Annotated in this window: 21 protein-coding genes; 8 read left to right on the top strand and 13 right to left on the bottom strand. The window is 55.7% G+C overall.

Going from position 1 to position 22,363, the window contains the following annotated elements:
- The first annotated feature begins 20 nt into the window (after window positions 1–20).
- From pdxH to pdxY, 3 genes are all read left to right on the top strand, one after another.
- Window positions 21–677 carry a pyridoxamine 5'-phosphate oxidase gene (gene pdxH / locus ACRQ84_RS04515; protein WP_064741063.1) on the top strand — a complete coding sequence of 219 codons (657 nt, stop codon included), beginning with the start codon at window positions 21–23 and terminating at the stop codon, window positions 675–677.
- A 139-nt stretch (window positions 678–816) separates the two neighbouring features.
- Window positions 817–2,091 carry a tyrosine--tRNA ligase gene (gene tyrS / locus ACRQ84_RS04520; RefSeq protein ID WP_064741064.1) on the top strand — a complete coding sequence of 425 codons (1,275 nt, stop codon included), beginning with the start codon at window positions 817–819 and terminating at the stop codon, window positions 2,089–2,091.
- Between the two features lie 56 nt (window positions 2,092–2,147).
- Window positions 2,148–3,008 (top strand): pyridoxal kinase PdxY, encoded by an 861-nt coding sequence (gene pdxY, locus ACRQ84_RS04525; protein WP_064741065.1) that lies wholly within the window; start codon window positions 2,148–2,150, stop codon window positions 3,006–3,008.
- A gap of 39 nt (window positions 3,009–3,047) precedes the next feature.
- Here the strand turns inward: pdxY and gstA are convergent, their stop codons facing one another.
- The 3 genes from gstA to dtpA all read right to left on the bottom strand — a co-directional run bounded on the left by gstA (window position 3,048) and on the right by dtpA (window position 6,287).
- Window positions 3,048–3,653 carry a glutathione transferase GstA gene (gene gstA, locus ACRQ84_RS04530; protein ID WP_483817882.1) on the bottom strand — a complete coding sequence of 202 codons (606 nt, stop codon included), beginning with the start codon at window positions 3,651–3,653 and terminating at the stop codon, window positions 3,048–3,050.
- A 99-nt stretch (window positions 3,654–3,752) separates the two neighbouring features.
- A complete protein-coding gene (locus tag ACRQ84_RS04535) occupies window positions 3,753–4,634 on the bottom strand; it encodes a LysR family transcriptional regulator (RefSeq protein ID WP_483817278.1) in 882 nt (293 codons plus the stop codon).
- A 147-nt stretch (window positions 4,635–4,781) separates the two neighbouring features.
- The gene (gene dtpA, locus ACRQ84_RS04540; RefSeq protein WP_483817279.1) at window positions 4,782–6,287 is read right to left on the bottom strand and encodes a dipeptide/tripeptide permease DtpA; all 1,506 of its coding nucleotides are present in this window, start codon (window positions 6,285–6,287) and stop codon (window positions 4,782–4,784) included.
- A 652-nt stretch (window positions 6,288–6,939) separates the two neighbouring features.
- Here dtpA and ACRQ84_RS04545 point away from each other — a divergent pair.
- Complete coding sequence (locus ACRQ84_RS04545) at window positions 6,940–7,632, top strand: CTP synthase C-terminal region-related (seleno)protein (RefSeq protein WP_483817280.1); 693 nt, start codon at window positions 6,940–6,942, stop codon at window positions 7,630–7,632.
- Window positions 7,633–8,177: 545 nt separating this feature from the next.
- On the opposite strand, the gene ACRQ84_RS04550 is transcribed toward ACRQ84_RS04545, so the two are convergent.
- The 10 genes from ACRQ84_RS04550 to ydgT form a co-directional block, all read right to left on the bottom strand.
- Window positions 8,178–9,014: a zinc-dependent alcohol dehydrogenase family protein gene (locus tag ACRQ84_RS04550; RefSeq protein ID WP_483817883.1), complete on the bottom strand. Its 837-nt coding sequence runs from the start codon at window positions 9,012–9,014 to the stop codon at window positions 8,178–8,180.
- A gap of 118 nt (window positions 9,015–9,132) precedes the next feature.
- Window positions 9,133–9,768, bottom strand: a complete 636-nt coding sequence (gene nth / locus ACRQ84_RS04555; RefSeq protein WP_483817281.1) for an endonuclease III — start codon at window positions 9,766–9,768, stop codon at window positions 9,133–9,135.
- Window positions 9,765–10,466 carry an electron transport complex subunit E gene (locus tag ACRQ84_RS04560; protein ID WP_064741072.1) on the bottom strand — a complete coding sequence of 234 codons (702 nt, stop codon included), beginning with the start codon at window positions 10,464–10,466 and terminating at the stop codon, window positions 9,765–9,767. The genes nth and ACRQ84_RS04560 overlap by 4 nt, the downstream gene beginning before the upstream one ends.
- Window positions 10,459–11,094, bottom strand: a complete 636-nt coding sequence (gene rsxG, locus ACRQ84_RS04565; RefSeq protein ID WP_064741073.1) for an electron transport complex subunit RsxG — start codon at window positions 11,092–11,094, stop codon at window positions 10,459–10,461. The genes ACRQ84_RS04560 and rsxG overlap by 8 nt, the downstream gene beginning before the upstream one ends.
- A gap of 2 nt (window positions 11,095–11,096) precedes the next feature.
- Complete coding sequence (rsxD, locus tag ACRQ84_RS04570; protein ID WP_483817282.1) at window positions 11,097–12,155, bottom strand: electron transport complex subunit RsxD; 1,059 nt, start codon at window positions 12,153–12,155, stop codon at window positions 11,097–11,099.
- The gene (gene rsxC, locus ACRQ84_RS04575; RefSeq protein ID WP_483817283.1) at window positions 12,156–14,615 is read right to left on the bottom strand and encodes an electron transport complex subunit RsxC; all 2,460 of its coding nucleotides are present in this window, start codon (window positions 14,613–14,615) and stop codon (window positions 12,156–12,158) included.
- Window positions 14,608–15,186 carry an electron transport complex subunit RsxB gene (gene rsxB / locus ACRQ84_RS04580; RefSeq protein ID WP_064741075.1) on the bottom strand — a complete coding sequence of 193 codons (579 nt, stop codon included), beginning with the start codon at window positions 15,184–15,186 and terminating at the stop codon, window positions 14,608–14,610. The genes rsxC and rsxB overlap by 8 nt, the downstream gene beginning before the upstream one ends.
- Window positions 15,186–15,767 carry an electron transport complex subunit RsxA gene (gene rsxA, locus ACRQ84_RS04585; protein WP_007893776.1) on the bottom strand — a complete coding sequence of 194 codons (582 nt, stop codon included), beginning with the start codon at window positions 15,765–15,767 and terminating at the stop codon, window positions 15,186–15,188. Before rsxA ends, rsxB begins: the two co-directional genes overlap by 1 nt.
- A gap of 123 nt (window positions 15,768–15,890) precedes the next feature.
- A complete protein-coding gene (locus ACRQ84_RS04590; RefSeq protein ID WP_483817284.1) occupies window positions 15,891–16,334 on the bottom strand; it encodes a DUF2569 domain-containing protein in 444 nt (147 codons plus the stop codon).
- A 111-nt stretch (window positions 16,335–16,445) separates the two neighbouring features.
- Window positions 16,446–16,661, bottom strand: a complete 216-nt coding sequence (gene ydgT / locus ACRQ84_RS04595; RefSeq protein WP_036650139.1) for a transcription modulator YdgT — start codon at window positions 16,659–16,661, stop codon at window positions 16,446–16,448.
- A gap of 674 nt (window positions 16,662–17,335) precedes the next feature.
- Between ydgT and ytfQ the strand changes: the two genes are divergently transcribed.
- Genes ytfQ through yjfF form a run of 4 tightly spaced genes read left to right on the top strand, consistent with a single transcriptional unit; the run spans window position 17,336 to window position 21,862 of the window.
- Window positions 17,336–18,292 carry a galactofuranose ABC transporter, galactofuranose-binding protein YtfQ gene (gene ytfQ, locus ACRQ84_RS04600; RefSeq protein WP_483817285.1) on the top strand — a complete coding sequence of 319 codons (957 nt, stop codon included), beginning with the start codon at window positions 17,336–17,338 and terminating at the stop codon, window positions 18,290–18,292.
- Window positions 18,293–18,349: 57 nt separating this feature from the next.
- Complete coding sequence (locus ACRQ84_RS04605; protein ID WP_064741078.1) at window positions 18,350–19,870, top strand: sugar ABC transporter ATP-binding protein; 1,521 nt, start codon at window positions 18,350–18,352, stop codon at window positions 19,868–19,870.
- Window positions 19,863–20,879 carry a galactofuranose ABC transporter, ATP-binding protein YtfT gene (gene ytfT, locus ACRQ84_RS04610; protein ID WP_064741079.1) on the top strand — a complete coding sequence of 339 codons (1,017 nt, stop codon included), beginning with the start codon at window positions 19,863–19,865 and terminating at the stop codon, window positions 20,877–20,879. Before ACRQ84_RS04605 ends, ytfT begins: the two co-directional genes overlap by 8 nt.
- Entirely contained in the window at window positions 20,876–21,862 is a 987-nt protein-coding gene (gene yjfF, locus ACRQ84_RS04615; RefSeq protein WP_064741080.1) for a galactofuranose ABC transporter, permease protein YjfF, read from the top strand. Before ytfT ends, yjfF begins: the two co-directional genes overlap by 4 nt.
- Window positions 21,863–22,363: the final 501 nt, after the last annotated feature.

Genomic DNA, 22,363 nt, shown 5'->3' on the forward strand with positions numbered 1-22,363 from the left:
GTGAGAAAAAGAGAAACAGCATGAGCGACAGTGACAGCTTGCAAAATATTGCCCATCTGCGTCGTGAATACACCCGCGGCGGGCTGCGACGTAAAGATTTGCCCGATAATCCTCTGGCGCTGTTTGAGCAGTGGCTGCAGCAGGCCTGCATCGCCCAGTTGCCCGATCCGACGGCGATGACGGTCGCCACCGTAGACAGCAGCGGCCAGCCATATCAGCGCATCGTGCTGCTGAAGCACTACGATGAGCAAGGCATGGTGTTCTACACCAATCTCGGCAGCCGTAAGGCGCTGCAGCTGGCAGAGAATCCGCGTATTTCGCTGCACTTCCCGTGGCACTTCCTTGAGCGTCAGGTCATGGTGCTCGGTGAAGTGGAAAAGCTGTCGCCGCTGGAAGTGTTGAAGTACTTCAGTAGCCGTCCGCGTGATAGCCAGATTGGTGCGTGGGTGTCTAAGCAGTCGAGCCGCATCTCTGCCCGCGGCGTGCTGGAGGGCAAGTTCCTCGAACTCAAACAGAAATTCCAGCAGGGCGATGTGCCGCTGCCCAGTTTCTGGGGCGGTTACCGCGTCAAATTCCACACCGTGGAGTTCTGGCAGGGCGGCGAACATCGCCTGCACGATCGCTTCCTCTACCAGCGTAATGACAATGGCTGGTCGATTGACCGTTTAGCCCCGTAAAACTGCGTTTTATCCCCTTTCAACGCTGGCGCAGTTGGCGTCAGCGCTTTATGCTATAGCCCTCTTTTTTTTCGTCTCCGCACGTCAGCGGAAAGCTGTGTACCAGCCTAGGTGCAGTCTGATCAATTTGGAGTCAGTGATGACCAGCAGTAACCTGATACAACAATTGCAAGAAAGGGGCTTAGTCGCCCAGGTAACGGATGAAGAAGCGTTAGCAGAGCGACTGGCGCAAGGGCCAATTGCACTCTATTGCGGCTTCGATCCTACCGCTGATAGCTTGCATTTGGGCCATCTGGTGCCGCTGCTCTGCCTGAAACGTTTTCAGGATGCCGGACACAAGCCGGTCGCGCTGGTGGGTGGTGCCACCGGTCTGATTGGCGATCCCAGCTTTAAAGCAGCAGAACGTAAACTTAACACCGCTGAAACCGTCGGCGAGTGGGTGGACAAGATCCGCAACCAGGTTGCGCCTTTCCTGAGCTTTGATTGCGGCGACAACAGCGCCATCGCCGCCAACAACTACGACTGGTTTGGCGGCATGAACGTGCTGACCTTCCTGCGTGACATCGGTAAACACTTCTCGGTGAATCAGATGATCAACCGCGAAGCGGTGAAACAGCGTCTGAACCGCGAAGATCAGGGCATCTCCTACACCGAGTTCTCCTACAACCTGCTGCAGGGGTATGACTTTGCCGAACTGAACAAGCGTCACGATGTGGTGCTGCAGATTGGCGGTTCCGATCAGTGGGGCAATATCACCTCCGGTATCGACCTGACGCGTCGCCTGCATCAGCAGCAGGCGTGGGGATTAACCGTACCGTTGATCACCAAATCCGATGGCACCAAATTCGGTAAAACCGAAGGTGGCGCGGTGTGGCTGGATGCGAAAAAAACCAGTCCGTACAAGTTCTACCAGTTCTGGATTAATACCGCAGATGCGGATGTCTATCGCTTCCTGAAGTTCTTCACCTTCATGAGCATAGAAGAGATCAATGCGCTGGAAGAAGAAGATAAAAACAGCGGCAAAGCGCCACGTGCGCAGTACGTGCTGGCTGAGCTGGTGACGCGTCTGGTGCACGGCGAAAGCGGCCTAACCGCGGCGAAACGCATCACCGAGAGCCTGTTCTCCGGCAGCCTGAGTGCCATGACCGAAGCGGATTTTGAGCAGCTGGCGCAGGACGGCATGCCAACCATCACGCTGACGGCAGAAGACGATCTGCAACAGGCGCTGGTGGCGGCGGAGCTGGTGCCATCACGTGGCCAGGCGCGCACCATGATCGGTTCAAATGCGGTCTCGCTAAATGGCGAAAAACAGTCAGACGCCGAGTACCGTTTCAGCGATAGCGATAAACTGTTTGGACGTTTCACGTTGTTGCGTCGCGGTAAAAAACATTACTGCCTGATTAACTGGCAGTAAGCGTTGAGGGCCGGTTTCCGGCCCTTTTTTATGGCAAGACAGCAGTACAGGGCAAAATGAAAAATATTCTCGCAATTCAATCTCACGTTGTTTACGGACATGCCGGTAACAGCGCTGCCGAATTCCCGATGCGCCGCATGGGCGCAAACGTTTGGCCGCTGAATACCGTGCAATTTTCTAATCACACGCAGTATGGTCACTGGACCGGCACCGTGATGCCCGCCACGCATTTGACCGACATCGTTAAAGGCATTGCGGCGGTTGATCGCCTGAAGACCTGTGATGCGGTGCTGAGTGGCTATTTGGGGTCGGCAGAGCAGGGCGAACAGATTCTGGAGATCGTTCGTCTGGTGAAAGAGGCCAACCCAAACGCGTGGTTCTTCTGTGACCCGGTAATGGGCCATCCGGAAAAAGGCTGCATCGTGGCGCCGGGTGTGGCGGAATTCCACTGCAAAATGGCGTTGCCCGCCAGCGATATCATCGCGCCGAATCTGCTGGAGCTGGAGATGCTCAGTGGCCATGAGGTTGCTAACGTCGAACAGGCGGTAATTGCCGCGCGTGAACTGATTAGCAAAGGCCCGAAAGTGGTGCTGGTGAAGCATCTTGCGCGCGCCGGACGTCGCAGTGACCGCTTTGAGATGCTGCTGGTGACCGCCGAAGAGTGTTGGCACATTAGCCGCCCGCTGGTGGACTTTGGCGTGCGTCAGCCGGTGGGTGTGGGCGATCTGACCAGCGGGCTGCTGCTGGTTGATCTGCTGCACGGCAAATCGCTGCAGGATGCGCTAGAACACATCACTGCTGCGGTATATGAAGTGATGCTAAAAACCCATGAAATGGGTGAGTATGAATTGCAGTTGGTGGCGGCACAGGATGCGATTGCCAAACCGACGCAGCACTTCGCGGCAGAAAAGCTGTAATAGCAAAAAGAGGCCGGGTTTTAACACCGGCCCTTTCTGTTAAACCAAACCTTCCGCTTTCAATGCTGCCTGCACCGCCGGACGCTCAGCAACACGATTAAACCAGGCTTCTAACGCATCCAAACCACTTAAATCCAGCTTGATAGCTTTGGCCCAGCGCGTCACCACAAACAGATACACATCAGCGACGGTGAAACGTAATCCCAGCAGCCACTGTTTATCCTGCAACGCTTCGTTCACCGCCTGATACTTCTTCTCCAGCTGCGCACGCACAATGGTCTTGTACTCTTCCGGCGTATCCGGACGAAACAGCGGGCTGAAGGTTTTATGCAGCTCGCTGCTGACGAAACTCAACCACTCCAGTGTGTGGTAGCGCGTCAGGCTACCGGTGGGCGCCAGCAGATTGCGATCCGGCTTAAGATCCGCCAGATACTGCACAATCGCCACGCCTTCGGTCAGGATGCTGCCATCATCAAACTGCAGCGCCGGCACTTGTCCTTTCGGGTTAATCTGCCAGTAATCCTCTCCTTGCTCGGTCACTTTCTTCTGCAGGTCAACGTTCACCTGTGTAAAGTCCAGTCCGCATTCAAACGCGACAATATGCGGTGATAGCGAACAGGCACCGGGCTTGCAATAGAGTTTCATCATGGCTTCTCCTTGAGTGTGGTGGTCAACGAAGCAGCATAAGTCTGCCCGTCATTTTTACCCGTGACAGTGATCAGGAATTGCGGTCACCGTTCAGGTTTATTGCGCAAAGCATGGCAGCAACGGCAGCTTTTCAAGCGCAAAATCCCAAAATCGCCTCACTTTTGGCGTCATATTCTTCACGCGCTGCGTCACTAACTGCACCGGCAGCGGCGCCGGTTCCCATTCAGGCAGTAACTGCATCAGTTTTCCGTTATGGATATCGTCGAGAACCTGATACGACAACAGCCGTCCGATGCCGTGCGCGTTGCGCAGCGCTTCCAACTGGCTCTCCACATCGTTAACGCGCAGACGCGGCGTGATTCTCACGCGCAAATCCTGGGAAAAACGCCACTCGCGCGTATGACGCAGACTCGCCACTAAGGCATGTTGAGCCAGTTCAGCGGGATGAGAGGGCGTGCCAGCACGTTGCAGATAGTCAGGGCTGGCCACCAGCGTCGGACGTACATTGCCAACCTGACGCGCCACCATTGAAGAGTCCTGCAATTCTCCAATGCGCAGCGCAATATCCAGGCCGTTTTCAATCAGGTCCTGATAGCTGTCGCTTAGCACCACTTCAATCTGCATCTCAGTATGCTGCTGCAGGAAGGCGTTCACCAGCGGCATCATGTGGCGACGGCCAAACTGCACCGGCGCTGTTAAACGCAGCAGGCCATGCAGGCCGCTGTGGTGAGCGCTGTCGATGGCACGCTGATAATCGCTGAGCACGCGTTGCGCCTGCTCAAACAGCTGCCAGCCGGCCTCGGTCGGCGCCAGCTGGCGTGTGGTGCGTTCAATCAGGGTGGTAGCGAGACGCGCTTCGAGGGTGTTGAGCGTGCGGGTGATAACCGGAGGCGAGCGTTGTAACAAGCGCGCCGCGCTGGCCAAACTGCCTTGTTGGATGACCGTGACAAACACCTCTAGCTCATCAAACCTGTCCATGATTTTTCCACTCTGATTAACAGTGAGCGGACATCATGAAGTTAAGTGAGTAAAAAGCGAAGTGTGATGAGCAGAAATCATTAAAGGAAATGTGAATGATGGAGAAATGGCGGGTAGAAAAAAGCCGGGACAAGCCCGGCTTTTCAGTTACTGGTTCGCGTTAGCGCGTTTCAGTTGAGTTTGACTGTCGTCCTGTGTCATGCGGTTCAACAGTGGCGCGGTGATCAACATCAGAAGGGCAATCACACCGGTCGCAATACCAATCTGCTGGAACACATGGCTGTAAACTGCCAGTGAAGTGTGCGGATCGGTGACATCGCTTGGCACCGCCATCAGATTCGCGACTTTACCGGCAATCATGGCCGCACCCGCGGTGGTCAGGAACCAGGATCCCATGATAAAGCCCATCAGACGTTGAGGTACCAATTGCGCCACCATCGCTAAGCCCAGACCGGAAATCATCAACTCACCGATACTTTGCAGTGCATAGCTGAGGATTAGCCAGTTAACCGAGACGATACCGGCTTCGTTGGCAAATTTAGCGCCAAACGGCAATACCAGGAATGCCGCTGAGCACAGCACCATCCCGAAGGCGAATTTATGTGGCATCGGCATTTTATCGCCGAGCTTGTTATACACCGCCGCCAGAATCGGGCTTGCCAGCATAATCCAGAACGGGTTAAGCGCCTGGAACTGTTCTGGCTCAAAGGTGATGCCGAGAATTGCGTGCTCAACGTTGCGGATTGCGAAGAAGTTGAGTGAGGTTGGCATCTGCATGTAGAGCACAAAGAACACAATCGCTTCTACCATCAGCAGGAAAGCCACGATCATCTTGCGACGTGCCGCACCTTTCAGGGCAAAGGCTTCTTTAGCGAAGATCAACACGATACCCGCCGCGATTACGCCCAGCGTCATACGCGCAATGCTCTGGTGATGCAGCAACCAGGTCGCCAGTGCAACCAGTGCGACCACGCCAACCAGCGTCATCAGCAGTTTACCCATCTGCAGCGGGGCGAAATCGGGTTTAGAACCGTAGTTTTTCACCATACGCTGGCAGAACAGGAAGTTAAGTAACGTGATGACCAAACCGACAACCGAAAGCGAGAATGCTGCGCCCCAGCCATATTTGGCGGCCAGCCACGGTGTCAGCATCATTGAGAACAGTGAACCGATGTTGATCGACATGTAGAACATGGTGAAGGCACCGTCGAGGCGCGCGTCATCTTTCTCATAACAGGTCGAGAGCAGGGAAGAGGGGTTGGCTTTAAACAAACCGCTACCGACGGCGATGGTCGCCATGCCGATATACACCATTGAGGTGTCATGGCCGGAGAAGGCAATCAGCGCATAACCCAGCGCCAACACAATCACGCCGAGAACAATGACACGTTTGGTGCCGAGTACTTTATCGCCGAGCCAGCCACCGATGGCAACCAGGCCATACACCAGTGCGCTAAACGAGGTGAACAGCGTAATGGAGTCCGCTTCGGACATGCCCAACTGTTTCACCAGGTAAACCGCCATAATGGCTTGCAGACCGTAGTAACCAAAACGTTCCCACAGTTCGATGGAGAAGATCAGATAAAACGCTTTGGGTTGCTTAAAAGCATTGAGGCTTGGTGCCTCATCAGTGTGTTTGTTTGCAGTTGACACTTGTACCTCAGTTTTAACATAGCCTGTTTTGCGACAGGAATTAAGTCTGCGTCGGGCTGGGTAATCCCGCGCAACATTGTTATTAGAAAGGAAAAACGGCGACTAATTTGGCTGAATCAGTCCATCAGGGCAAGCATTTTTTACGCGCTGAAATACGTGCAATAGGTAGGGTTAATGCCGCTATACAAAGTTGTAAATCAGTGTTAAATGTCGCTGATAGGCATTATATCAGGACAAAGGTGTAAAATGCAGAGCAGGAGGATCATTTTCCTGATGTAAACTGCTCGGAGAAGCTTTGCCAGAATATATCGCTAATGTTCATAAATTATACAGACAATAGAATTGTTATTGCGCAAAATATAAGCACAACAGGTTGATTGGTGAGCGTAATAAGCAGTCGAAAGATTCCAGAACGCTAATTTGTTGATCCTGCGCACAAAACTGCGAATTAATTAAAGGAGCAAAAGAAGTAAACGTTTGCGCAGCTGGCATCTGACGAATAAAACAGCGATAGGGCGCACTCTTTGCCAGATAAAAATGCAGCACTACGCGCAATGCGTTTAAATGAAAACAGCACAAACACAGGTTTTAGCCGCTTAGACAGCAGGATAACTTTGCTGTAACCTCCTTTTTTCCCTGAAAGGACGTAGTCATGACGAAGATGATTCGTGTCGCCCTGATTGGCGATTACCGTGCTAATGCTGTTGCGCATCAGGCCATCCCTCCCGCCGTACAACTGGCCGCAAAAACGCTCTCTCTTAATGTCAGCGCTGACTGGATCGCGACGCCAGAGCTCGATCAGCACCCCCTCACCGATTACCATGCGATTTGGCTGGTGCCGGGAAGTCCTTATCTCAATGACGATGGCGTATTTGCCACCATTCGCTGGGCGCGTGAAAACGGGAAGCCCTTTTTGGGTTCGTGTGGCGGATTTCAGTACGCCATCGTTGAGTACGCGCGCAATGTGTTGGGTTGGGAAGATGCTGCGCATGCGGAAACCGATCCCACTGGCCGCTGGGTAATTGCGCCGCTGGCGTGTTCGCTGGTGGAAAAGCGTGGAACCGTCACTTTCCAGCCGGGTTCACGTGTCGCGCAGGCGTATGGCGCGTTGCAGAGCGATGAGGGCTATCACTGCAACTTTGGCGTCAACGCCGAATTCAGCGAGGCGCTGGCAACGAAGAATTTAACGATCACCTCATGGGATTTGGCAGGCGATGTGCGCGGCATTGAATTAATCGATCACCCATTCTTTGTCGCCACCTTGTTCCAGTCCGAGCGGGCTGCGCTGCAAAATCGCCTATCGCCGCTGGTGGTTGCCTGGCTGCAGGCAGCCGCAGCGACGTGAAGGGTGAGGTAATGCTGGTCAGTTGAGGTGTGAAAACCGAAATGACGCAGCGCACAGATTGTAGCGGCGCACTTTATTGCGTAATGCCGATCAGTTAAGCGCCAAGCCACTTTCGTTCGCCATCGGCTGGGGCAGTTTCAGCTATGCCGTGCGGCGACCGAGCAGAGGACGCCTGGCCGCGCCCTCTGCACTCCCGGGCCCTGCGCCAGCCCATCCCGCCGCTTCGCGGTGCCTTCACTCATTCACGATTCCTGACGGACCGGCGGCGATTCGCTCCTGCTCAGCGCCGCCTCTCGCCGCATCCCTGCGGCTCGCCCTGAAATCCCTCATTCGCTCAGCGGGTTGGGATGTCGCCTCCACACCCGCGCTTCAGCATCAATGCCTGTTTCTTAATCACTATTGCTGTAACGCCTGTAGGGGCGCCATTCATGGCGACCAGGTAACCCCTCCCCGAGCCAGTTCGCTGCTTAACTGACGAGCATTACGCACTTTATTGCGCGATAAATCGCGCCGCTACGGAATGCTACGATGATGGGATGCTGTACTTAATTAAGTTGCAACAATGGCTTACGGTCACGCCCCGATTGGTGATAACAGTGAATAGCCTCTCGCCAGTTTGCCAATGGAAAAAGCGCCACTTCGCCACAATCACTTGCACGCAATAGCGGCCAGAGTTGAATGAAAAGATGTTGCCAATCCTGATGCGCTAAATCTTCCAGCGTATGCCGAATGTGGAACCAGTGCAGCGCTGGACGTGACGCATTCACCTGCACCGGCTTACCGCTCAGCACGCCGTAAGCCACAAACTGTGCCTCTGCGGGCAACGATTGCCAAATCAACTGACCGATTTCACCGCCCACCGCATCAAACACCCGATCGCACCGCTGCGCGGCAGCGGCAATCTCGTTACGCTGCGATTCCATCAGCGCAGCAATACCCAGTTTTTGCAGGCGCGCGCGATGTTGCGGCGCACGATGCACTAAGGTGATAGCGATCGCGCCCATGTGCCGCGCCCACTGCGCGAGTAACAAGGCACAAGCGGAACCGCCTGCGGTGATCAGGACGCGTTTACCGGCTGGCGACCACTGCTTCAGCATCAGCAGCGCCGCCAGCGGATTGATATACGCGCGTGCCGCAAGCAAGGTGCTGATGTCGGACGGAACCGGCACCGCAATCTGCGGATCGCAATCGACATAGCGTTGCCAGGTGCCGGCACTGCGCAAAGGCAGCACACGCTGACCGAGCAAATGATGGTAAGCGGGCGGCGCTGCAATCACCGTGCCGACGCCTTCATAGCCGGCAGTCAATGGTGGCGTAACGCGATGGCGATAAGCGCCGGTAATCGGAATCAGGTCAGAAGCATTGATGGGGGCAAACTGCATGGCCACGCGCAGCAGGCCAGCAGCGCAGGGCGATAAAGGGAAAGGTTCCAGCGTAAGTACGCTGGCAGGATCGCCAAACTGCCGATAAGCGAGGGCAAGATTGCTTATCGGCGCTGTTTCACCATTCGGTTTTGGCGTCGAATTCACACAGATCTTCGATCAGACAGGATCCGCAGCGCGGTTTACGCGCCACGCAGGTATAGCGACCATGCAGAATTAGCCAGTGATGACAATCAACCTTGAACGCCGCGGGCACTACCTTAAGAAGTTTATCTTCCACTTCTTCCACGTTCTTACCCGGCGCAAAGCGGGTGCGATTGCTGACGCGGAAAATATGGGTGTCGACGGCGATAGTAGGCCAACCGAAAGCGGTATTGAGCACCACATTGGCGGTTTTACGCCCGACGCCCGGTAGCGCTTCCAGCGCCGCACGATCTTCCGGTACTTCGCCGCCGTGCTGCTCCAGCAGAATGCGACAGGTCTTGATGACGTTCTCCGCCTTGCTGTTAAACAGGCCGATGGTTTTGATGTATTCCTTCACGCCATCAACGCCCAGCGCCAGAATCGTTGCCGGCGTATTCGCCACCGGATAGAGCTTCGCGGTGGCTTTATTGACGCTCACGTCGGTGGCCTGAGCGGAAAGCAACACCGCAATCAGCAACTCAAACGGTGAGGTGAAGTTCAGTTCGGTAGTCGGATGCGGATTTTCATCACGCAGGCGCGTAAGGATCTGCGCGCGTTTCTCTTTATTCACACCGCTTTCCCGGTTGCGCCTTGCGGCTCAGCTTCAGGCGCCGCCGCACGAGTGGCAGCGCGCTGTTTCATCTTCTGGTCGATAAGGTACTTGCCCGCCAGCAGCATGCCAAGGCCAATAAAGGCACCCGGTGGCAGCATCGCCAGTAGCATCGGTGAATCAAAATGCACCACTTCAATACGCAGCGCTTTCGCCCAAGGACCGAGCAATTGGTCCGCACCGTTGAAAAGCGTACCGCTGCCAATCAGTTCACGAATCGATCCCAGTGTCACCATCGCGCAGGTTGCGCCCATGCCGATGGCAAACCCGTCCAGCGCGGAGAGGGGAATGCTGCTCTTTGAGGCGACTGCTTCGGCGCGGCCCACCACGATGCAGTTGGTGACGATCAGCGGGATAAAGATGCCGAGTGACTGATATAAGCCGTACGCGTAGGCGTTGATCAGCATCTGCACGCAGCTCACTACCGAGGCGATAATCATCACGTAAATCGGAATACGAATTTCGGCCGGCACCCAACGACGCGAGGCAGAAATCGAACTGTTGGTGATGGTCAGCACCAGCGTGGTCGCCAGACCTAAACCGAGGGCGTTGGTGGCGGTAGAGGTCACCGCCAGCAGCGGACACAGGCCGAGCAGCTGCACCAGCGCGGAGTTATTTTTCCACAGGCCGCCGACCAGTAAATTCTTCGCTTCACTCATTTGCATCTCCACATTCAGGCAGCGAAGCGAGCTTCGCAGGCAGTGTTTCAATCAGCAGCGCGGTGCGCTTGGTGGCATTCACCACCGCGCGAGGCGTAATGGTTGCGCCGGTAAATTGGTCGAATTCACCGCCGTCTTTTTTCACTGCAAAATTTTTGTCATCAGCGCCATGGATCACTTTGCCATTGAAGCTGTTGATCCAGTCTGAAATACGCAGTTCGATTTTATCGCCGAGGCCCGGCGTTTCATGATGCTCAACCACGCGTACGCCCAGCACTTTGCCGTGGAAATCGGCGCCGACCAACATCTGAATCGCACCAGAATAGCCGTCTGGCGCAGTGGTCTCAAGCGCGGCCGCCACCGGCTGGTCGCCCTTGCGCGCGACATAGAGATGGTGCGGACGATCATTGCCTAGCGCCAGCGCATCGGTCACCAGAAAACACTCTTGCTGGATGTGATTGTCATACAGATCGGTCGGTACGACCTGATCTAACAAATTTTTCTGCTGTAGCGCCGTCTGATGCTCCACCGTCGGCTTGGTGACATAGTTGACCACCGCCGTCACGCCGGTGGTGATCACCGCAAAGGCTGCCAGCGTCACCGCATTTTTACGAATAGCTTCGATCATCTTCAATCCTTGCGATGGCCGTAAACGCGCGGCTGGGTGTAGTAATCAATCAGCGGCACACAAATGTTCGCCAGCAATACCGCGAAGGCGACGCCATCCGGATAGCCGCCAAAGCTACGAATTAGCCAGACCAGCAAACCAATTAGCGCACCGTAAACCAGGCGTCCGCGATTGGTGGTCGATGCGGTCACCGGATCGGTCGCGATAAAGAACGCGCCGAGCATGGTGGCACCGGAGAACAGGTGAATCAGCGGCGAGTTAAGCGACTCCGGTGAAAACACCCAGCCCAGCGTGGCGCAGAACGCCAGCGAGACGAGGAAACTGACCGGAATGTGCCAGCGAATGGCATTTTTCGCCAGCAGCAGCACGCCGCCAAGCAAATAACCGAGGTTAACCCATTGCCACCCCAACCCGGCTAACACGCCGCTGTAAATCGGCTCAGCCAGCAACTGATCTGCGCTGTGTCCAGCGCGCAGCCCGGTTTTAAACGTATCCAGCGGCGTTGCCTGGCTGACGCCATCAACGCCGAGTTGCAGCTGCTGCATGGTTTCACCGGCCAGCGTGTGGTGGGTGAAGATCATGCTGAGCGAATCCAGTAAGCCCGGTTTGATCGCCTGTAAGCTGTCCGGTGGCAGCCAACTGGTCATTTGTACCGGGAAGGAGATCAGCAGTACCACGTAACCCACCATCGCCGGGTTAAACGGGTTTTGCCCCAAACCGCCGTACAGCTGTTTGGCAATCACGATGGCGAAAATCGTTCCCAGCACCACCAACCACCACGGTGCAAGCGGCGGCAGGCTGATGCCAAGCAGCAACGCGGTGAGCAGGGCCGAGTTGTCAGAGAGTGTCGGCACCACCGGCGTTTTGCGCAGACGCAGAATCGCCCCTTCAGTGGCCCATGCGGTGGCGGTCGCCAGCAAAACCTGAATTAAAAAACCAACGCCAAAGAAATACCACTGCGCGGCCATACCAGGCAGCGCGGCCAGCACCACCAGCAGCATAATATTGCCGGTGCTACGGCGGTTGTGGGTATAGGGCGAACTTGCGAGACGAAAAGCCATTTAATCCTCAGTATTCGAAGGCTGCTGCTGCGCTTTACGCGCTTTGGCACGGGCGACCGCAGCGGCAATGGCCGCTTTGCGTGGGTCGGCGGAGTCAGGAGAGGCAGCAGCCTCCACTTCAGAAGATGTTGCTTCAGTCTGCTGCGCGGCAGCGGCGGCTTTTTTCGCTTTGGCGCGGGCAATGGCGGCTTCAACCGCGGCTTTGCGCGGATCGACGGCTGCCACAGGCGTGACGGCTGCCGGCTCGGCAGGTGCCGGTTCAACGGCTTGCACGGCAGCGGCGGCTTTTTTCGCTTTGGCGCGGGCAATCGCGGCTTCAACAGCGGCTTTACGCGGATCGACGGCTGCCGCAGGCGCGACGGCTTCCGGCTCGGCAGGTGCCGGTTCAACGGCTTGCGCGGCAGCGTTGGCTTTTTTCGCTTTGGCGCGGGCAATGGCGGCTTCAACCGCGGCTTTACGCGGATCAACGGCTGCCGCAGGCGCGACGGCTGCCGGCTCGGCAGGTGCCGGTTCAACGGCTTGCGCGGCAGCGGCGGCTTTTTTCGCTTTGGCGCGGGCAATGGCGGCTTCAACCGCAGCTTTACGCGGATCGACGTCTGCCGCTGGCGCGACGGCTTCCGGCTCGGCAGGTGCCGGTTCAACGGCTTGCGCGGCAGCGGCGGCTTTTTTCGCTTTGGCACGGGCAATCGCGGCTTCAACGGCGGCTTTGCGCGGATCGACTTCAGCAGTTGGCGCGTCCACTTCCGGTTCCGCAGGCGCTATTTCAGCGGCCGGTGCGCCCGCTTTCCTGGCTTTAGCACGGGCAATTGCTGCTTCCACCGCCGCTTTACGCGGATCGCCGTACTGTCGACTGAGCGCCTGGGTTTCGGCTTGCTTCTCAGCCTGCTGCGCTAAGGCTTGCGCATGACGTGCTTCGCGCTCGGCCGCATCTTGCTCCGGAGTCTTTTCCTGACGCGCTTTCACGCGAGCTACGGCGGCGTCAAGTTCACCCTGATCGCTGCGCGCTGCGCGTTGTTTAGCCTGTTCATGACGCATTTCACGCGCCTGTTTTTCGCGTTCCAGCCGCGCCAGGCGTGCTTCAAATCGCGCTTTCGCTTCGGCGGTGCGTTTCGCTTCGAGATCGATGGCGCGCAGTTCCGCCTTCTCCTGGCGATAATATTGCACCAGCGGAATGTTACTCGGGCACACGTAGGCGCAGGCACCACACTCAATGCAGTCATCAATATTATGCGCGCGTGCTTTTTCGTGATCGCCGCCCTGGCTATACCAGAACAGCTGCTGCGGCAGCAGTTTAGCCGGGCAGGCATCGGCGCAGGCGCTGCAGCGGATGCAGGATTGTTCTTCCTGATCGTTGCCCATTTCGCTCGCGGAAGGGGCCAGAATGCAGTTGGAGATTTTAACCAGCGGCACGTTAAGTGACGGCAGGGTAAAGCCCATCAACGGACCGCCCATAATCACCATCTGGCGCGATCCCGGGGTAAAACCGGCGTGCTGCAGCAGATGGCTCACGGGTGTGCCGAGACGTCCCCAAACGTTGCGCGGGCGTGCCAGCGCTTCGCCGGTTAAGGTCACCACGCGTTCGGTGATCGGTTCGCCGTCAACGATGGCGCGTTTCACCGCCCACGCGGTTCCGACGTTCTGCATCAGCACACCAATATCGGTGGAACGTCCGCCGTGTGGCACTTCGAGGCCGGTGAGAATCTGAGTCAGCTGTTTCGCGCCGCCAGAAGGATACTTGGTAGGGATGACGCGAATCTGCAGTTCACGATCGCCACCCAATGCCTGCTTCAACGCGGCAATTGCTTCGGGTTTGTTATCTTCAACACCAATCAGCACGCGTTCAGCCTGCAACACCCACGCGAGAATGCGGCAGCCTTCCAGCACTTCGGCGGCACAATCCTGCATTAAGCGGTCATCGGCGGTGATGTAAGGTTCGCACTCGGCGGCGTTGATAATCAGCGTTTTCACGCCGCGCAGGCCGCCGCGCAGTTTGGTCGCGGTAGGGAAACCCGCGCCACCCAGACCGGCGATGCCCGCATCGTGAATACGTTTTACTGTTTCTTCACGCGTAAGCGCGCGGTAATCGGGCTGCGGATGGAGTGTGGTCCAGCGATCTTCGCCGTCGGCGCGCAGGAAAATGCACAGCTCCGATAAGCCCGACGGGTGCGCCGTCATGTGCGGTGCAATCTCTTCGATGGTGCCGGAAGTCGGCGCGTGTACCGGCAACATGCGTCCGCCGCCAAAGGTCAGCGGTTGGCCGCGCAGCACTTTGTCGCCAGGCGACACGCAAATCTCGCCTTCGTGGCCGATGTGCTGTTTTAATGGGATGATAAAGCGCTCAGGCAGCGGTAACTGGCTTAGCGGCGTACCGTTGGACTGTGTTTTCATTTCCGGCGGATGAATGCCGCCCTGAAAATCCCACAGCTTCTCTTTGCGGAACAGGTTAAACAGATTAAGCATGGGTTTCTACCGGGATTACCCGTACAGGAATGGTGTCGAGATTCCATTTCCAGTTGGCCGTAGTCGTGGCAACTGGGCGCATCTCAATGCAGTCAGTCGGGCAAGGCGCAACACAGAGATCGCAACCGGTGCAGACATCGCTAAGCACGGTATGCATGGCGCGGGTGGCGCCGACGATGGCGTCAACCGGGCAAGCTTGAATACACTTGGTGCAGCCAATGCAGTTCGCTTCATCGATCCACGCCACGGTGCGTATCGGCTCCAACACTTCTTCGCCGCCGTCGAGCGGTTGCGGTTCCACGTTGAGCAGCGCGGCCAACTTGAGCATGGTCTGCTCGCCGCCGGGCGCGCACTTATTGATGGCTTCACCGTTGTTGCCCACCGCATCGGCATACGGGCGGCAGCCAGGATAGCCGCACTGGCCACATTGGCTCTGCGGCAAAATCTCATCGATTTGTTCAACAATCGGATCTTCTTCCACCTCGAAGCGACGCGAGGCGTAACCGAGCAGGGCGCCGAACACCAGGCTTAGCGCAGCCAGTACTGCAATAGCAATCCAAATCGCGGTCATTAGAATTTCACCAGCCCGGTGAAGCCCATAAAGGCCAGCGCCATCAGACCGGCGGTGATCAGCGCAATGGAGTTGCCTTTAAACGGTGCGGGGACATTCGCCAAAACTAAACGCTCGCGCATGCCAGCGAACAGCACCATCACCAGCGAGAAGCCCAGCGAAGCACTGAAGCCATACAGCGCCGCTTGCAGGAAGGTGTGATTCAGATTGACGCTCAGCAACGGCACGCCCAGCACCGCGCAGTTGGTGGTAATCAGCGGCAGGAAGATTCCGAGCAAACGATAAAGCGACGGACTGGTTTTGCGCACCACCATTTCGGTGAACTGCACCACCACTGCGATCACCAGGATGTAAGCCATGGTCCGCAGATAAACCAGATCGAGCGGCACCAGAATCAGGTGATTCACCAGCCAGGCGCAGATCGCCGCCAGCGTGATCACGAAAGTGGTGGCGAGTCCCATGCCAATGGCCGTTTCCAGTTTTTTTGACACGCCCATAAATGGGCAAAGGCCGAGGAATTTGACCAACACGAAGTTGTTCACCAGCACGGTGCCAATAAAGAGAAGTAAGTAATCGGTCATTTTTTAACCTGGGAAGCCGAAAGGCGCCTATTATCCGAAATCGAGAGGTGCATCTCAACCTTCACGCGGTTTGTGTGGTCGTCAAGAGCACTCAGAATTAAATTGCTGACGAAACTCACGTCATTATGGCTGGGTAAACGTCTGTTTTACGCGCTGAGAGCGTTTGAAATAGGGGACAAACACTGCCGCTGCCAACAGCGACAGCAGCAAAGTCTGTATCGCTTTGCCATCTGCAACCGGTGTAAAGGCAAAGGTTTTCAGCGCCAGCAGAATCGTCATGAGCAGCCACAGAATGTAGTGGCGCGGTAATCGACGCGAACGTTTACAGAAAATCCAGCACACCCAAATACTATAAGCCCACACCACCGCAGCAGTAAGCAGCGAGACTGACCATTGCATCAGTAAGGTGCCGCCGTGTGAAAACAGCGTAGTACGTAATTCGGGATTGAAAAGCGGGCTCAAATACATTGCCACCACCAGCGCACTGGTCAGCATGGTCATAATCAGCCACGCCAACGGCAGCAATAGCCAGCCAGCAATACGTGGCGGGAAAACCTGTTCGGTCATCGACAAGATCCTGTTTACAGAAAAGAGGGCGATGCAGAGCGTATCATGTCCAAACGGGGCACGCCCGACCTGGACAACGCAAGAGCGCAGATAAAGAGGGGGATAAATCAATTAGATCACGTAACGCCAAACGGTTTTAGGCACGCGGCCCATATCGAACAGACGTCCGCCAGAGACTAATTCAGCACGTCGATGGTCGGCAGCGCGATACATATTGATGATCTCGTTATCATCAGTCAGCGAATAATTAAGATGGTCGTAGAGTTTTTCCAGACTATCGAGATTATTCACTTTGCGGAATTTCAGCAGGTAATCTAACGCAGTCATGATTGCCATTTAAATATAAAGTACTCGGAAGTGCCCAAGTATAGGGAGCACGCCGCGAGAGTCCATACACTCCTCACAAAAAAATACAAAATTCAGACAACATGCGCTAATTCGCTCATGAAACGACACTTTTTTGGCGTTTAAGTGTTTTAAACGCGCATGAAAAGTGCACTTTAAGCCAGGTTTAAGCCGCTATTTAGTGGGCTTGTGAGAAAATCTCACACTATTTAACCCATTCAGGAAAGCCCTTATTTATCCGTCTCTATAATAGGTATTTCCGATCGTACTGCTGATAAATCCGTTAATTATTCCTTACTGGTCGGCAAATTTATGTACATGCCATGAAACTGCCACTCACAATCTGTGCGAGCAATCACAAAACCGATAAATGTATGTCTGCTCAGGCAATAACCATTCTTTACGCATCCGTTGTAATCGTTTCCAGTGGCCTGACGCATAACCGATTCTGTTTATTACATTTATTTAACCACCTGCGTAATATTGCGCAGGCATTTTATCCATAATCTCCCTGTCATCTCGACTTTGCTCATTCTCGTAACTCCTTTAATTCACTCTGATTTGTGAGGTGTGTCGCGCTTGTTTCCGCGCTTTTCAGCCAGGCTTAATTCGCGTTTTGTACCCCTACAACACACTCCCTTCAGAGGAATGAAACTATGTGGAAACGTTTACTCTTAACCGCCATGGTGAGTTCGGCACTGAGTACGTCGGTGCTGGCTGCTGATATGACGGTGGGCTTCTCACAGGTTGGCTCGGAATCTGGCTGGCGTTCAGCAGAAACCAATGTGGCAAAAAGTGAAGCGCAAAAGCGCGGCATCACCCTGAAAATCGCCGATGGCCAGCAGAAACAAGAGAACCAAATCAAAGCCGTACGCTCGTTCATAGCGCAAGGCGTGGATGCCATCTTTATTGCGCCCGTGGTGCAAACGGGATGGGAGCCGGTGCTGGAAGAAGCCAAAGACGCCAAAATCCCGGTGTTCTTACTCGATCGCGCCATCGTAGTGAAAGATAAATCGCTGTACATGGCGGTGGTCACCGCTGACAACGTGCTGGAAGGCAAGTTGATTGGTGACTGGCTGGTGAAAACTGTCGCAGACAAAAAATGTAACGTGGTAGAGCTGCAAGGCACCGTCGGTGCCAGCGTGGCGATTGACCGTAAGAAAGGGTTCGCCGAAGCCATCGCCGGCCACGACAATATCAAAGTGATTCGTTCGCAATCCGGTGACTTTACCCGCAGCAAAGGTAAAGAGGTAATGGAGAGCTTCATCAAAGCTGAAAACAACGGCAAAAACATCTGCATGGTTTATGCGCACAACGATGATATGGCGATCGGTGCTATTCAGGCGATCAAAGAAGCGGGCCTCAAGCCAGGCAAAGATATCCTTACCGGTTCGATTGACGGCGTGCCAGATATCTACAAAGCGATGCTTGCCGGTGAAGCCAATGCCAACGTGGAGCTGACGCCAAACATGGCCGGCCCGGCCTTCGACGCGCTGCAGAAATTCAAGAAAGACGGCACGATGCCGCCGAAAATCATCAAAACAGAATCGAAACTGTATCTGCCGGATACCGCGCAGGCGCAGCTCGATACCAAAAAAGGCATGGGTTACTGATCCCCGCAACCGCCCCGCGGGGCGGTTTTTTGATGACGTTAGGCGAGGTAGAACCTGATGAGCACCTCCGATGAAACCGCACTGCTGACTATCAGCGGCGTCAGCAAAGGTTTTCCCGGCGTGAAGGCGCTGGATAATGTCTCGTTCAGCATCCGCAAGGGCGAGATCATGGCCTTGCTGGGCGAGAACGGCGCGGGTAAATCCACACTGATCAAAGTGCTGACCGGCGTGTACACGCGCGATGCCGGTACGGTGACCCTGAATGGCAAAGCGATAACACCCCACAATACCGCCGATGCGCAGGAAATGGGCATTGGCACCGTTTATCAGGAAGTGAATCTGCTGCCGAACATGTCGGTGGCGGATAATTTGTACATTGGTCGGGAACCCCGTCGCTTTGGCATGATTGATCGCAAGCGTATGGTGCGTGATGCCGATGTGCTGATGCGCAATTACGGTTTTGTGCTCGACGTGACGCGTCCGCTCGGGCATTACTCGGTGGCGATGCAGCAGATCATCGCGATTTGTCGCGCGGTGGATCTCTCGGCGCAGGTGCTGATCCTCGATGAACCCACCGCCAGCCTGGATGCCAACGAAGTTGAGATGCTGTTTACCCTAATGGCGCAGCTAAAAGCCAAAGGGATGAGCCTGATTTTTGTTACCCATTTCCTCGACCAGGTTTACCGCATTACCGATCGCATTACCGTGCTGCGCAACGGGCAGTTTATCGCCACGCGCGATACCGCCACGCTGCCGCAGATTGAGCTGATTAAACTGATGCTCGGCCGCGAGCTGCTGGAAACTGCGTTGCAGCGGCAGGGCAGCACGTTACGCAGCAATCAGCCGGTGGTGTCGTTTGAGGATTACGGCAAGAAGGGCACCATTGAACCGTTCAACCTGCAGGTACGACCGGGTGAAGTGGTGGGGCTGGCCGGATTGCTGGGTTCCGGTCGTACGGAAACCGCCGAAGTGCTGTTTGGCATCCGCCGAGCCGATCGCGGGACCGCAACCATCAAAGGCAAACAGCAAACCATTCGCACGCCCGCCAAGGCCTCACGGCTCGGCATGGGGTTCTGCCCGGAAGATCGCAAAACTGACGGTATTATTGGCGGAGCATCGGTCCGCGAAAATATCATTCTGGCGTTGCAAGCGCAGCGCGGCTGGTTACGCCCCATTAAGCGTCGTGAGCAGCAGGAGATCGCTGAACGCTTTATCAAAAGCCTCGGTATTCGCACACCGCATGCCGATCAACCGGTTGAGCTATTGTCCGGTGGTAATCAGCAGAAAGTCTTGCTGTCGCGCTGGCTGGTGACCAAACCGCAATTCCTGATCCTCGACGAGCCGACGCGCGGAATTGATGTGGGTGCGCACGCCGAAATCATTCGCTTAATTGAAACCTTGTGCGCCGACGGATTGGCGCTGCTGGTTATCTCCTCTGAACTCGAAGAACTGGTGGGCTATGCCGATCGCGTGTTGATTATGCGCGATTTGAAGCAGGTGGCCGAAATCCCGCTGGAGCAGCTGTCGGTGGCTTCGATCGTCAATGCCATCGCCGATGGAGGAGCACAACATGCTTGAATCCCCTATGACACATGACAAACCCGAACGGCGTAAGCCGAAGCTGCCGCCCGGCATGCCGCAGATCGTAGCGCTGATTCTGGTGCTGCTGGTGGACAGCCTGGTGGCGAATAACTTTTTTGCCATCCACATTCAGGATGGACGCCTGTTCGGCAGTCCGATTGATATCCTCAATCGCGCCGCGCCGGTTGCGCTGCTGGCGATTGGCATGACGCTGGTGATTGCCACTGGCGGCATCGATCTGTCGGTAGGCGCGGTGATGGCGATTGCGGGCGCAACGGCGGCAACCTTGACCGTGTCGGGGCACAGTTTGCCGTTCATTATTCTGGTGACGCTGGGTACTGGCCTGGCGTGCGGTTTGTGGAACGGCGTGCTGGTGGCACTGCTAAAAATTCAGCCTTTTGTCGCCACCTTGATTTTGATGGTGGCGGGACGCGGCGTGGCGCAGCTGATTACCCAAGGCCAAATTGTGACCTTTAACAGCGATAGTCTGGCGTGGTTCGGTAGCGGGTCATTGTGGCTGTTGCCGGTGCCGGTATGGATTACGCTGCTGGTGGCGTTGGTGGTGTGGTTGTTGACGCGTAAAACCGCGCTCGGACTGTTTATCGAGGCGGTGGGTATTAATTTGCGTGCGGCGCGCAATGCCGGTGTAAATGGCTGGCTGGTGGTGATGTCGACGTATGTGATTAGCGGTATGTGCGCGGCGGTTGCCGGGATGATTGTCGCCGCGGATATTCGCGGTGCCGATGCCAATAACGCCGGCTTATGGCTGGAGTTGGATGCGATTCTGGCGGTGGTGATAGGCGGTGCCTCGCTCATGGGCGGGCGCTTTAATCTGGTGTTGTCATTGATTGGCGCGCTGATTATCCAGTCCATGAATACCGGCATTTTGCTGTCAGGCTTCCAGCCTGAACTCAATCAGGTCGTTAAAGCGGTGGTGGTGATGTGCGTGCTGCTGCTGCAGTCGCCACGCTTTATTGCCATCTTGAAACGGAGACGCCCGAAATGATTAAACGTCATCTGCCATTGATGATCACGCTGCTGGTGTTTGTGGCGGGTTATCTGTTTTGCCTGAGCCAGTTTCCCGGCTTCGCTTCAACGCGCGTGATTTGTAACATTCTGACCGATAATGCCTTCCTCGGTATTATCGCCGTGGGTATGACGTTCGTGATTTTATCCGGCGGGATTGATCTGTCGGTAGGTGCGGTGATCGCCTTTAGCGGCGTGTTTCTGGCGCGGGTGATTGGTGATTATCATCTCGATCCGCTTCTGGCGTTTGCGTTGGTGCTGGCGATGGGCGCACTGTTTGGCGCGATGATGGGCTGGCTGATTGATGCGCTGAAAATCCCGGCCTTCATTATTACGCTGGCAGGAATGTTTTTCCTGCGCGGCTGTAGCTATTTAGTCTCGGAGAATTCGATCCCTATCGATCATCCGCTCTATAGCACGTTGTCGAGTCTGGCATGGAAAATTCCCGGCGGCGGGCGGCTGAGTTTGCTGGCGGTGATTATGCTGGTAGTGGTGATTGGCGGCATTATTCTGGCGCACCGCACGCGCTTTGGTAATCAGGTGTATGCGATTGGCGGCAGCCTGACCTCGGCGCAGCTGATGGGCATTTCCACCCGCGCGACTACCATCAAGATTTATATGTTGTCGACCACGCTGGCAACGCTGGCGGGCATTGTGTTCTCCATTTATACCTCGGCAGGCTATGCGCTGGCGGGATTGGGCGTAGAGCTGGATGCCATTGCCTCCGTGGTGATTGGCGGTACCTTGTTGTCTGGCGGCGTGGGCACGGTATTGGGCACGCTGTTCGGCGTGTTGATTCAGGGCTTAATTCAGACCTGGATTAACTTCGACGGTACCTTGAGTTCGTGGTGGACAAAGATCGCCATCGGCATTCTGCTGTTTGCTTTTATCGCGCTGCAACGCTTATTAACGGTGATGTGGGATCGCCAGAAGAACGCGCCGGTTAAGCGTTTAACCTCGTAGGGGGGCCATTCATGGCCACCTGGTTTGCTTTGTGGCTGTGGGATTGGGTGCTTAGGCCAGGAAAAACCAGCCCGATCGCAAAGAAACCCTGCATCCATGCATTTCGGCCTCGCAAGTATTCGCCTCATCCATGAGGCTCACCCGCTAGCGGGCAATGCTTTGCATTGTGCAAAAACGCTCCCGGCGTTTTTGTCCCTGGCTCGGACGCTTTGCTCTTCGGGCTGGCCTTTCCCGGCCTAATGGAAACTTTCATCGCTGTTTCGGGCAGTTAACCCTAAGCTTTCTGCCCGGCTGTAGCGGCGCAATTTATTGCGCAATGTCGGGATGGGCTTAGTGCCGCCATCGGCAATCTGCTGTTCGCCTTGCTCACTTTCGTAGGGTGGCCATTCATAGCCACCTGGTTTGCTTTGTGGCGGTGGGATTGGGTGCTTAGGCCAGGAAAAACCAGCCCGATCGCAAAGAAACCCTGCATCCATGCAGTTCGGCTTCGCAAGTATTCGC

This window comes from Pantoea sp. E2023-21 (assembly GCF_051302795.1).
In the GTDB taxonomy this organism is placed as follows: domain Bacteria; phylum Pseudomonadota; class Gammaproteobacteria; order Enterobacterales; family Enterobacteriaceae; genus Pantoea; species Pantoea ludwigii_A.